The following is a 12,838-nucleotide window of genomic DNA, read 5'->3' as shown; positions in this document are numbered from 1 at the left end:
CATTTGGAAGAAAAATAGATTTGATTGCATCTGCGGGCAGTGATTGTGGAGAAGTTCTGACTGCTGCGGAGTACGCATATGGTTAGCGGACAATTAATGCTAATCGGGCCCGCTTCCAATCCCAGTCTAGGAGTGCAAGATGTTTGGCAAAGATGAAGCCAAGGAGAAATTTGATGATTTTCTGTTGATCATGGATGACCAACTTGAAGCTGTCGATTCAGAGGCTGGAAAAAGAGATATTCCGCTCGCCGTCGATATGGAGTGTTTGGAAAATTTAGAGAAACTTTTTTTCCAAGTGACGGAGAATTGCAGTGAAGATGAAAAGCAGGGTTGGATAGTGACATTTTCACGGTATGTCGGGGAAATCGTCAGAGAGACTTTCAATGGAAAATGGAACCTCTCTCTCGAAGATCCAAAAAATATTTATTTCAACACGCCGGTCATAATCAATCATACAAGGATCGAAAATCTGCAGTTTTCTCCCATATTTGCAATGCGGGCCCTATCATTAAGAAAGAAAATGGGGTTATTGCGAAAAATAATCATGGCAGATATAAAACCTCGCCAGCTGAACATTGATCACTTAGAGGAGAAATGATATCTTAGACTGCGTCGTCGCTATCCCTATTTGAATCTGTCCTGATTCTAGGGAAACGCTGATCAATTAGCTTTCTGAGCCTGATCGGCGCGCGAAATGCTCGAATTGCGAGTCGAATAAGCGCGTTTTCGGCCGATTTGGTGTGATGCTTGGCGCCTTCCGCTAATCAGGACGGACTGCGCGATTCAGTGATCTTAAAGCGCCTGCCGGCGAGCACCAGATTGGCCAAGGCGAACAATGTAAAGAGCTGTGCAGTGTTCTGCCCAGGCCGCGATCGCGTTTTACGATGACGGAACAGGTTCTTGATGACATGGAACGGATGCTCGACTTTTGCGCGAACACTGGCCTTCAGATGAACCAGCTTCTCGGTAATTCGTCCCAATTTATTCTTGGGCAGCGCCTTGCGTTTGGAGCGTTTCATGGCCACGTGCCACGTCACCGATTTGCCGACGTTCTCCGGCCGCTTTTCCACACCCTGGTAGCTGGCGTCACCGACCGCAGCGCTCTCGTCGCCGTGCAGCAGCGCGTGCGCGTGCGTCACGTCGGCGACATTTCCCGCCGTGCCGATGACCGTGTGTACCAAGCCCGAAGCAGCATCCACGCCGACGTGGGCCTTCATGCCGAAGTGCCAGTCATTGCCTTTCTTAGACTGGTGCATTTCGGGATCGCGCTCGCCGTCCTTGTTTTTGTCGACGGCGGCGCGGCGATCAGGGTGGCGTCGACGATGGTGCCTTCGCGCATCCGCGTGTGAGCCCTTTGGCTTCAAGCAAGTAGCGGAACTTCAGCAAGGTCGTCGCGTCCGGCGCCGACTCGCGGCCCAGATCATGCCGACAAAAGCGCGAATGGATTGGCTGTCGTAGATCGCATCTTCAATGCCTTCGTCCGACAAACCAAAGCACTGCTGGGCCACGTACATGCGCAACATGAGCGAGTCCTATCGGTGGCCGACCGGCGCCTTCGACCTTCGGATAGAACGGCTCGACGGCTTGATGCAGCTTGCCCCATGGCGTCACGCTGTCGATCTCAGCAAGGACGCGGTCGCGCCGCGTCAACTTCTTCTTGGCGGCGTATTCGAGGTCGGAAAAGCTCTTTTGCATGGTCGATGGCGGACAGTGGGGATGCCGTTATTGTCTCAGGTCGGCCTGCTGCACGGAACGGCGGCCGATGAATAAATCAGTGCTTCCTTAGAAAACGATTATGCCAGGTTCACCCAGCAAGGCGATACAGTGAACTTCAGTCACGTATTAGGGGATTTTGATAGCGCAGGCCGACCCGGGAGTGTCGACGTAAAATACGAGGTGGTCAACCAAGCAGGGTAAGTTGTCAACTCTTTCGCCAAGAAATTTTTAAATGAAGCAGGCCAAGTTTATACTAGAAAGGCAGGAAAATGAAAGAACGTGAAACAGATTTGATTATCGCTCTAGCTAAACGGTTCATCGAGGAGGTACAAGAACTGGAGCCTGAGTTCGAACGTGCTTTCTTCAGATTTCATGCTGAAGAACAAATGTATGAATCTTGCTCGTCTTATACAACCTCATCTGATGTATTTATCGTCAGCGCACTTATGCAAGATGAGTTTTTCGATGAGATGAACAAAATATCTCTGGAATTATTGGCGGAGATGGGAAAGAATCCTGCTCTACTACTTTTGACGATAGATAAGGATTTTGACTATGAAATCGAGTTCGAGTATAAAGATATGGAAAAGTGGCAGATAAGCCTTGCAGACGGCGGCTCTGGCATTCCTAATCAGTAACTCTGACACTGAACACAGCAAAATGCCCGGCGGTTTCGGCCAAAGCGGACATGGACTTAAAGCTGGAGATTGTTAAAGCTGGACATCGCCGGCGGTGCGGCCGACTTAGCTGGGCTGGCAGAGCAACACGACCTTGGACCCGATCGGCGCGGGTAAATCCATTAGTATGGTATCTCTAGAATTACTAGAACGCACTCTTTTTCCGCAGAATAACCAATTTTTTATAATCAGACAGCTTCTCCTGGGGGGGAATAATTGTGACATTTGCGCTATATGGATTATTAACCAATGAGGCGCCGGAGGTCCTCAATTGAATCCCTTGCAAAGGATTTAAAAAACCATCTCAAGAATGAAAATTTTTCGTTGCAGCGGGAGAAGTTGCCATTCGCAAAAACGAGACATTAGTCCTGAAATGGGACAATTGGCTTGCTCGGGTTAGCTACGAAGAAGGTGATGCGGTTGAAGCCGATTCGTTAGAAATTCAGGAACGGACAAAATCTTTCAACTCATCAGATCGCTCCATAATTAATCGCAGGATTAGAATGGTTTTTGGCAATGATGACGAGCAGCACTATACCAATCAGATAATTTATCTAATGGATTTTCTGCGGGAAATAAGAGGAATAGTAGTCTACGATCCTCAGCAAAATAATTTCGTCGAGTGATTGCGCTCTCTGCAGTTTTCGACCGCTCGACGGTTGAACAACGAGTTCTGTTGGAGCAGCTCGGCGACGTAGAAGTCTTACACCTGGATGTTGGCGGAAGTTTTTAGCGCTCGTCGGATCGGCTTCCAATTTCAAAATCGCAGTTACCACTAATTTCACGAATGCTATAGCCAACGGTTAAACACGTACGGCAGCCTCCCACGTCACCTGAGCAAATAATGAAACCCGTTATTCTTATACCGTACATCGGGACAGAGCGCCTGTCATTTTCCACGTCACAGATCGAATGTGAAAAGACATTGGGAGAGCCAATGCGCCGCACCAAGACTCTGAAAAATGAACTTAAACTTGTCTATGCCAAATTTGAGTTCATTTTTCCTATGGACGGCTCTGAAATATTGGAAATTTCGTTTCGCCCAAATATCGAGCTGATGCTCAATGATATTGACATATTTCACGATACGACGGCATTAAGCAAGCTGAGCAAAATCGATTCCCCACTGGAGTATGCCGGGATATTATTTTTCCCAATGTTGGGAATATCGGCCACGGGACTACACAATAAAGATGATCTGTCAGTTACAGCAGTAGCAAAAAGAAGGTTTGATAGAATCATTCACAACTTCCTTCCCTACAAAGCATCAGGTCTCTTAAGCGCGTCATCAGGGACGACTGAACCAAGCTCGCGATCACGAGCGAGTCGCTGGGGCGTTACCCTAGCCAGCCATCGGTGGCCAACAAGATGACCAGACATGCTCCCCAATCTACGCGGCCTGCTCCTTAAAACGGCGCCGGGAGCAGGTCTGGAAAAACGTGTGCCGACACCCGCAAATAGCCTCCTCGGGCATGCGCCCTACCCCTACGATCGACTTTCTCTTTGTATAATGCTTTTGCCCGGCCGGTCACCGCGAGGTAAAGAAAAGCTGGCTATCGAACACACCAACGAGGCGAAACCTTATGCAAAATAAAGAAAACAACAAAGCATCGCTCGCCAAGGCCGCATCAGGCCAAAGCGCCCCCGAACGACCGCTTACCCGACAGGACTACAAAACCCTGTCGCTGGCCGCGCTCGGCGGCGCGCTGGAATTCTACGACTTCATCATCTTCGTCTTTTTCGCCACCTCGATCGGCGCGCTGTTCTTCCCGCCGACGATGCCCGATTGGCTGCGGCTGTTCCAGACCTTCGGCATCTTCGCCGCCGGCTACGTGGTGCGCCCTCTTGGCGGTATGGTCATGGCCCACTTCGGCGACCTGCTGGGGCGCAAGAAGATGTTCAACCTGTCGATCCTGCTGATGGCGGTGCCGACCTTGCTGATCGGCCTGCTGCCGACCTACGCCAGCATCGGCCTGGCCGCTCCCCTGATGCTGCTGTTCCTGCGCGTGTGCCAGGGCGCCGCCGTCGGCGGCGAGGTGCCGGGCGCGTGGGTGTTCGTGTCGGAACACGTGCCGGCTAGCCGCATAGGCTACGCCTGCGGCACCTTGACCGCCGGCCTGACCTTCGGCATCCTGCTCGGCTCGCTGGTGGCCACCGGCATCAACAGCGTGTTCACGCCGGCGGAGGTGCTGGACTACGGCTGGCGCCTGCCGTTCGTGCTGGGCGGCGTGTTCGGCCTGGGCGCGATGTATCTGCGGCGCTGGCTGCACGAGACGCCGGTCTTTGTCGAACTGCAACAACGCAAGGCGCTGGCCGCCGAGATGCCGCTGAAGGCCGTGCTGCGCGAGCACCGCAGGGCGGTCGCGCTGTCGATGCTGCTGACGTGGATGCTGTCGGCCGCCATCGTCGTCGTTATCCTGATGACCCCGGCGCTGCTGCAAAAGGTCTACGGTTTCGACGCCCGCACCGCATTGCCCGCCAACACGGTGGCGACCTTGTCGCTGGCTGTCGGGTGCGTGATCTACGGCGTGCTGGCCGACCGCTTCGGCGCGCGCCGCATGCTGATCGGTGGCGCCGTGCTGCTGGCCATTTGCACTTACGTCTTCTATACGACGCTCAAGACCCAGCCGCAGTTGCTGCTGCCGCTGTACGCGCTGCTGGGGCTGAGCGTCGGCGTGGTCGGCGTGGTGCCGAGCGCGATGGTGCGGGCCTTCCCGGCGCCGGTGCGTTTTTCCGGCTTATCGTTCTCCTACAATGTGGCGTATGCGATCTTCGGCGGCCTGACACCTATCATGGTGACGTTGATGCTGAAAACCCAGCCGCTGGCGCCCGCGTACTACGTCATGGCGCTGTGCGGCATCGGTCTGGTCACCGCGCTGTTCATCAAGGAAAGGCCGCTCAATACTTGAGCCAGGAAGGGCGCACGGCACGGTACAAACCCCTCTTCGGGCGACAGGAAATGCTATCGTTCGCCTTTCGGGATGGGTTTGTCCATAACAAGCCCGCCACCAGCCACCGCCACCGGAACGTTTGCCCATGTCGCCTCACCAGTCCTCGCCCCACCCCGCCCACAGCATCGCCTTCGCCGCCGGGGGCGGGACCATGGGAGAGTTGCTGCGCTCGTTCGACTGGGCGGCGACGCCACTAGGTCCGCTGGAGGCCTGGCCGCCAGCGTTGCGCACCACGGTCAGCATCATGCTCGGCTCCAGCCATCCGATGTACATCGCCTGGGGCCCGGGGCTGCACTTCCTGTTCAATGACGCCTACCGGCCCATCCTCGGCGGCCTCGGCGATCAGCCCGAGTTAATATTGGGCAAGCCGTTCAACGAGGTCTGGAGCGACATCTGGCACGTGGTCGGCCCGATGTTGAATGGCGCCATGGCCGGCGCCTGCACTTACGCGGAGGACCAGCCCTTCCTGCTGCACCGCCACGGCTACCCGGAGCAGATGTACGCGACGTTCTCGGTCAGCCCGGTGCGCGACGAGGCGGGCGCGGTGGCCGGCGTCTTCTGCGTCTGCTCGGAGACCACAGGCAAGAAGCGCGTCGAGGAGCGCCTGCGCCTGCTCGACACCATCGGCAAGGCCACCAGCATCGCCGCCGATGCCAAGACCATCATGGCTGAGACGACCCGTCTGCTGGGTCAGCACCTGGACGTCACCCGCGTGGCCTACGCCGACCTGGAGGCCGACAACGACCGCTTCACGATCCGCCACGACTGGACCGTCGAGGGCGCCTTTAGCACCGTCGGCGTGTATTCGCTCGACCTGTTCGGCAGCCGCGCCACCGGCAATCTGCGGGTGGGCAAAACCCTGCAGATCAACAACGTCGACACCGAAGTGGCCTCCGGGGACGGCTACGAGATGTTCAACCAGATCGGCATCAAGGCCATCATTTGCTGTCCGCTGGTCAAGGGCGGCAAGCTGGTGGCGATGATGGCCGTGCACCAGCAACAACCGCGCGCCTGGTCGGCCGACGAGGTGGCGCTGGTGGAGGACGTGGTGGAGCGCTGCTGGGCGCACATCGAGCGGGTTCGCTCGACCGAGGCGTTGCGCGAGGCCGACCGCCACAAATCCGAATTCCTGGCCACCCTCGCCCACGAGCTGCGCAACCCGCTGGCGCCGGTGCGCAACGGCCTGGAACTGATGAAACTGGCCGGCGGCGATCCGGTCGCCATGACCAACGTGCGCGCGATGATGGAGCGCCAGGTATCGCACATGGTGCATCTGATTAACGACCTGCTCGACATCGCGCGCGTCTCCAGCGGCAAGCTGGTGCTGAAGAAGGAGCACGCGGAGCTCAAGACGCTGGTCGCCTCGGCGGTCGAGACCAGCCAGCCGCTGCTCGACGCGGCCGGCCATACGCTGGCGATCAGCCTGCCCGCCGAGGCGGCCATTGTCGATGTCGATGTCGTCAGGCTCAGCCAAGTGCTCAGCAACCTGTTGTCGAACGCGGCGAAGTACACGCCGAACGGCGGACGCATCGCCATCTCGGCGCGCGTGGCGGACGGCGGGCTCATGATCGACGTGGCCGACAATGGCATCGGCATCCCGCCCGAATCGATCGACAGCGTTTTCGAAATGTTTACCCAGGTCGGCCGCAGCATCGGCCACTCCAAAGGCGGACTGGGTATCGGACTCTCGCTGGTGCGCAAGCTGCTCGAATTGCACGGCGGCACTGTCAAGGCGGCCAGTCCCGGCATCGGCCTGGGCAGCACGTTTTCGATCCGGCTGCCGCTGGCCGCCATTGACAACCTGCCGCTACCGGCAACGCAGCCGCCGGCCACAAGCCAAAGGAACCCGGCAGCCCCGCTGCGCGTTCTGATCACCGACGACAACCACGACGCCGCCGACACCTTGCGCGATTTACTGGAAGGTGACGGCCATGTCACTCGCGTCGCCTACGACGGCGCCGCCGCGCTGGCCATCGCCGGGGAGTTCCAGCCGCAGGTGGTGCTGCTCGACATCGGCATGCCCGGCATGGACGGCTACGCCACGGCGCGCGCCATGCGCCAGCTCGCGGGCATGGAAAACGTCACCCTCGCCGCGCTCACCGGCTGGGGAGCCGCCGAAGACCGCGCCCGTTCGCGCGCCGCCGGCTTCGACCACCATTTGCTCAAGCCGGTGGTGTTGACCGAGCTGCTGACGATGCTGCGCCAGACGACCGCCTGACGCGACGCGCCCGCATCACCACGGTATAGTCAAGGTCAGCGACCCGTAGGGTTCGCGCTTGCCGTTGGAGGTGATCAGCGGACTGGCGTCTTGTAACGAGAACGATACCGACGCGCTCTTGAAGCCGTAGGCGATGCCCGCCAGCGCCACGGTCTGGTTACGGCGCAGTTCAGCGATATTGTTTTCCGGATAGTGGTTCCTGCCGATCCCCGCGTGCGTAAACACCCTGTCGCCGATCAAGCCCGCATACACGAACCAGCCGTTGCCCAGGAAAACCGGATCGCCGCCGCGTATTTCCTGGTGGATGGCGCTGGGGAAGTTGCGTTGAAGTCCAGTGCCGTAGCGCAGCAGAACGCTGGCGCCGATCGACGACTGCAGGTTGCCGGCGGTGGCGCCGGCGGACACGATCGCGTCCGCATGCGGCCGCCCGTCGTCGGCGCCGGCCGAAGCCAGGCGCCACGCCCTGTAGCGCTCCACACCAAGCAGCAGGCGCGTCGGCCCCTGCGAATCCCAGCCTTCCGGACGATCCGAGCCGATCACGCGGTGGATCAGCGTTTGCGCGCGGCGCCCGCCGGCCGCCGGCCCGATGACGCCGAGGCGCATGCCGAGCATGTCCGCCACGTCGCCGTCGACCGACACCTGCCCCGCGCCCAGCCACAGCGCGCCCAGATAAGGCGCGTCGAACGGATCGGGCTCCTTGCGGGTGATATCGCGCGGCGTCACCAGGATCTGGCTGAGCGAAAACCGGGTCAGCGCAGCCGGACCGACGCCGAGCCACGGCGCCACCGTTCCAACCACCGGCAGCGGCGCGATGGACATCTCACCGGGAGACACGCTGCGCAGGCGCGACAGCGTGATGCCACTGGTGTAACCGCCGCCATCGCTGCCGACGAACACATCGTTTTGCACCATGAGGGAAAGATGGCCCTCCTCCGCGCTCACCGGCGCGGAGGAAAGCACGGAGCAGAGAAGAAGACTCGACAACAGGAATGGGTTTGGGCGTATTTTCATTATCCGGGCATGACACACTAGCAACGAAGCCCATCATAATCGAAATCCCACGCCATCGAATCCCACACAAGTAGTACGCGCCTTGCATTTTCCCAGTATGTGCGCCACCGCACACCACATGCGCGCTGGCGGCCCGCTACGGCTTCGCCGGCGCCGGCGTCAACACCTGGATCGCCCCCGACACATACACCAGCGGCGCGTTCCAGTTGATGGCGATTTCATTGCTGGCGTAGGAGCAGGCGTGGTCCAGCCAGGACTTGGCCGGCACCGCCGACGGATAGGACGCGGGGCAATCGCCCTTGTCCTGCTGGCCCGGCTGAGGCCCGCCGACCAGGAAGCCGGGTACGGGCGCGACGACGCCGTCCGCCACCGACGGCCGGTGATGCGGGTGCTGCGCCGACCGGGAACCATAGCCGGTGACGAAGGAGGTGCCGACCGCGTTGCGGCCAAGCACATAGTCCAATCCGGACTGCGCCGCCTGCAGATACTCGCGCTTGCCGTTCAGGCGGTAGCCTTGCAGCAGCATCATCGACTGGTTCAACACCACCGCGCTGCTGCCCCAGACAAAGTCGCCGGTTTGCATGGTGATGCCGTAGGCCGAGTCCTTCCACACCTTGGCCAGACCGTCGGCCAGGCCGTCGATCCTGGCGGCGATCAGCGCCTGGTCGGCGGCTGGCGTCAGCTGCTTGCGGTGGCGCGCCAGCGACATCCAGGCCAACCCGCCGACGTCGCTCCACGAGGGAATGGTCGCCTTCAGCGCGGGCGCCGACATCGCCTTGTAATAGGCGTCTTCGCCGGTGGTGATATACAGTTCGGCCGCCGCCCATCCGAACTCGTCGCTCACGTTGGCGTCGCCGTACTCGCCGGTGCGGATGTCCTTGGGCTGGCGATACGGGACAGCCGGGTTTTTCTGCGCCCACTGCCAGGCGGCCTTGGACGCGGCCAGTGCGCGCGCCGAGATCCCGTTCAGCTTGGCGTCGTACGGTTTCAGCACCCGGCTGGCGGTCGCCATGACGGCGGCGAAGTCGAGCGCGGCAGCGGTGGTCTTCTGCACCACGTAGCGCTGCTGCCTGGCCTGGTCGGGCATCACCATGCCGTCGAACGACTTGTCGGTCAGCTTGTGGTAGACGCCGCCATCGGCCGGGTCTTGCATGGTGAGCATCCAGTCCAGGTTCCACAACACCTCGTTGAGGAGGTCGGGAATGCCGTTGCCGCTCTCGGGGATGTTGAGGTTCTGCGTCTTGTAAAACTGCGGGAAGTCTTCGTAGGCCGCCAGCAATGTATAAGTGGTGATGCCCGAGTTGACGATGTATTTATTGTAGTCGCCGGCGTCGTACCAGCCCTTGGGACTGGAAATGACGGTGCCGGCCGGACGCGCGGCGCTGGCGGCCGATTCATGGATCAGAACGTTGGTGTCCGTATGGCCGGCCTTCCTGGAGAAGATCCCGGCATGCTTCTCGGGCAAGGCGATGCCGGCGCGGTTGAGGTAATAGGCCTTGATGGCGGCGGCGTTGAGCGCCTGGTAGACATCGGCGCCGACTGTGAACGGCGCCGAATCCGGCACGCCGGCCACACGCAACTGATAGCGTCCCGGCGTCGCCAGCGCGCTAAAGTCGGCCAGGCGAACGGTCTCGGCGGCCGGCGCGTAGGCCGCCGCCGCGCCCAGCGTGCCGCGCATCACCACGGTGTCGCTGCCCGCCTTGACGACGGTGAAGGCGGCGCCGTCCACGTTCGGGACCACGGCGACTTTGGCCGATCCGGGGAGATAACCGATCTGGTCGAGCTTGATCTCCAGGTTGCCGGGCGATGCGGCGGGCGCCGCATGGACGTGGCCGGCGGCAGCAGACAACGACAGCGATACCATCATGGCGTTGATTGCGCGCGCGGCGGCTAGGCGGATTGGGGCTGGTCTCAACTGTGCTCCTCTTTATTGTGAAAACGTTTTCACAATATAGTCTCGCGCTTTGAGGGAAAAGTCAAACGGGCGCCCCGTCGGTGAGGCGCCCAACCGGCTTATCTGGCGGCGACCGCCTTCGCTGGTTCTGCTGGTTCTGCTGGCTCCGCCTGCCAGCCGCCGCCGAGCGCCTTGAAGGCCGCCACCGCCGCGCGGGCGGACTCGGTTCGCGCCTGGGCTCGCATATCGGTGGCGCGCAGCAGGTTTTCGTCCGCTTGCAGCACCTCGATCAGGCTGACGACGCCTTTCTGATAGGCCGCGAAAGAGGCGCCCCTGGCCTTGGCGAGCGAGTCCACGCCCTGCGCCAGCACGCCGGCCTGGTCCTCGCGTTTGACCAGCGCCGAAAAGGCGTTCTCCACCTCTTCGGTGGCGCGCAGCACGGCGAGGCGGTAGGCGGCCAGGGACTCGGCCTCCTGGCCCTTGGCCAAGTCGATCTGGGCGTTGATGCGGCCGAAGTCGAACAAGCGCCAGCGCAAGCCCAGCACCCCAGCCGCCTGACTGGCGCCGCTGGAGAACAGGTTGCCGCCGGACACAGAGGTGGCGCTGCCGATCAATCCGCTCAACGACAGCTTGGGATAGTACTCGGCGATGGAAACGCCAATGCGCGCGTTCGACGCCGCCAGGCGGCGCTCGGCCACGATCAGATCGGGCCGGCGCCGCAGCAGGTCGCCCGGCGAACCGGCGGCCGCGATACGTGGTGCGGCCGGTATCGGGGCCGGTGTCGCCGCCCCCTGCTGCGCCAGCTCTTCCCGATGGGTACCCGGCGCCGTGCCGAGCATCACGTCGAGCGCGTTCATGGCCGTGTCCAGCGCCGCTTCGAGCACCGGCACCGAGGCGCGCACCTGGGCCAGCGCGCCCTCGACCTGCCGCACCTGCAGTTCGGCGGCCAATCCTTTGCCGTATAGCAGGTTGAGCGTTGACAGCAGTTCCTGCTGCGTCCTCACCTGCCCGCGCGCGATGTCGAGGCGGGTTTGGAGGCCGCGGATACCAATATAGATATCGGCGGTTTGCGCCGCCACCGCCAAACGGGTCGCGACCGCGCCGGCCTCCGAGGCTTGATAGTCGGCCAGTGCCGCCTCGCGCCCCCGGCGCAGGCCGCCGAACGCGTCCAATTCCCAGCCCACACCCAGATTGGCCTCGTAGGAGCTGCCGTGACGATCAAAATCCGGCTGCGAATTCAAGACCCGCCCCAACGGTGTTTCCACCGACTGGTAGGCGCGCGCGCCTTGCGCGCTGACGGTGCCGGACGGCAGCAGCGCCGCGTTCGCCGCGCCGACACCGGCCCGCGCCTGGGCCACCCGGGCCGCCGCCTGCGCCAGATCCAGGTTCTGCGCAAGCGCCAGCGTCACGTAGCGGGTCAGCTGCGCATCGCCAAAGCCGTCCCACCAGGCGATGAGGTCGGCGCTGGCGGCGGCCGGGCGCTGCTCGACGGCAGCTTGTCCAAGGTAGCGCTCCGGCAAAGGCGTGGCGGGACGGGTGTAATCCGGTCCGACGGCGCAACCGGCCGCACCGGCGGCGACAATGATCAGGAGAGAGCGTTTGAGCAGCATGGGGTTTTCCACGACGAGTGACGATTTGGTGACTATATCACCAAATCGTCACTCGTTGTACAATCTTGAAACACCGAGTAAGCTAAACCACATGACCAAACCAAGCACCCCTTCGGCCAACGCGCGCGGCCCCGCCGACCACGACGTGCGCGACCAGATCGTCGCCGCCGCGACCGACCATTTCCGTCTGTACGGCTACGAAAAAACCGCCGTCTCCGACCTCGCCAAGGCCATCGGTTTTTCCAAGGCGTATATCTACAAGTTCTTCGAATCGAAGCAGGCCATCGGGGAGCAGATCTGCGCCAATTGCCTGCGCGAGATCGAAGCCGATATCCGGACCGCCGTCGACGGCGCCGACCGGCCGCCCGAGAAGCTGCGGCGCCTGTTCAAGACCGCTGTCGAATCGAGCCTGCGCCTGTTCTTCGAGGACCGCAAGCTGTACGACATCGCCGCCTCGGCCGCGACGGAGCAATGGCCGGCGGCGCGCGCCTACGAGGAACGTATCCGGATGCTGCTGCAGGACGTGCTGCGCCAAGGCCGGGAGAGCGAGGATTTCGAGCGCAAGACCCCACTCGACGAGGCGGCGGCGGCGATCCATCTGGTGATGCGTCCGTATCTGAACCCCCTGCTCTTACAGCACAGTCTGGATCACACCGCCGAGGCGCCGGCGCTGCTTTCCAGCCTGGTGCTGCGCAGCCTGTCGCCGTAAACCTACCGCCAATTTGATGTGACCATTGACAAATTTGGTCACTGGTTACAAA

General features: G+C 61.0%; 9 protein-coding genes and 1 pseudogene. 6 read left to right on the top strand and 4 right to left on the bottom strand.

Features of this window, described 5'->3' with window-relative positions:
• The first annotated feature begins 139 nt into the window (after window positions 1-139).
• Entirely contained in the window at window positions 140-598 is a 459-nt protein-coding gene (locus tag NHH73_15110; GenBank protein ID USX29540.1) for a hypothetical protein, read from the top strand.
• Between the two features lie 166 nt (window positions 599-764).
• Here NHH73_15110 and NHH73_15105 read toward each other — a convergent pair.
• A pseudogene (locus NHH73_15105) lies at window positions 765-1,695 on the bottom strand (IS5 family transposase).
• Window positions 1,696-1,985: 290 nt separating this feature from the next.
• Here NHH73_15105 and NHH73_15100 point away from each other — a divergent pair.
• The 4 genes from NHH73_15100 to NHH73_15085 all read left to right on the top strand — a co-directional run bounded on the left by NHH73_15100 (window position 1,986) and on the right by NHH73_15085 (window position 7,562).
• Complete coding sequence (locus NHH73_15100) at window positions 1,986-2,354, top strand: hypothetical protein (protein ID USX29539.1); 369 nt, start codon at window positions 1,986-1,988, stop codon at window positions 2,352-2,354.
• Window positions 2,355-3,330: 976 nt separating this feature from the next.
• Entirely contained in the window at window positions 3,331-3,765 is a 435-nt protein-coding gene (locus NHH73_15095) for a hypothetical protein (GenBank protein USX29538.1), read from the top strand.
• A 211-nt stretch (window positions 3,766-3,976) separates the two neighbouring features.
• Window positions 3,977-5,302 carry an MFS transporter gene (locus NHH73_15090; protein ID USX29537.1) on the top strand — a complete coding sequence of 442 codons (1,326 nt, stop codon included), beginning with the start codon at window positions 3,977-3,979 and terminating at the stop codon, window positions 5,300-5,302.
• Window positions 5,303-5,429: 127 nt separating this feature from the next.
• On the top strand, window positions 5,430-7,562 hold the full coding sequence (locus tag NHH73_15085) for an ATP-binding protein (protein ID USX29536.1): 2,133 nt from the start codon (window positions 5,430-5,432) through the stop codon (window positions 7,560-7,562).
• A gap of 15 nt (window positions 7,563-7,577) precedes the next feature.
• Here NHH73_15085 and NHH73_15080 read toward each other — a convergent pair whose 3' ends face one another.
• The 3 genes from NHH73_15080 to NHH73_15070 all read right to left on the bottom strand — a co-directional run bounded on the left by NHH73_15080 (window position 7,578) and on the right by NHH73_15070 (window position 12,077).
• Window positions 7,578-8,474: a lipid A deacylase LpxR family protein gene (locus NHH73_15080; protein USX29535.1), complete on the bottom strand. Its 897-nt coding sequence runs from the start codon at window positions 8,472-8,474 to the stop codon at window positions 7,578-7,580.
• Window positions 8,475-8,709: 235 nt separating this feature from the next.
• A complete protein-coding gene (locus NHH73_15075; GenBank protein ID USX29534.1) occupies window positions 8,710-10,488 on the bottom strand; it encodes a glycoside hydrolase family 9 protein in 1,779 nt (592 codons plus the stop codon).
• Between the two features lie 98 nt (window positions 10,489-10,586).
• Window positions 10,587-12,077 carry a TolC family protein gene (locus NHH73_15070; GenBank protein ID USX29533.1) on the bottom strand — a complete coding sequence of 497 codons (1,491 nt, stop codon included), beginning with the start codon at window positions 12,075-12,077 and terminating at the stop codon, window positions 10,587-10,589.
• A 91-nt stretch (window positions 12,078-12,168) separates the two neighbouring features.
• Between NHH73_15070 and NHH73_15065 the strand changes: the two genes are divergently transcribed.
• Complete coding sequence (locus NHH73_15065; protein USX29532.1) at window positions 12,169-12,786, top strand: TetR/AcrR family transcriptional regulator; 618 nt, start codon at window positions 12,169-12,171, stop codon at window positions 12,784-12,786.
• The last annotated feature ends 52 nt before the right edge of the window (window positions 12,787-12,838 follow it).

This window comes from Oxalobacteraceae bacterium OTU3CINTB1 (assembly GCA_024123955.1).
GTDB lineage: Bacteria > Pseudomonadota > Gammaproteobacteria > Burkholderiales > Burkholderiaceae_D > Rugamonas.
The sequence above is the reverse complement of the archived record's forward strand: the minus strand, read 5'-3'. Positions and strand labels throughout refer to the sequence as shown.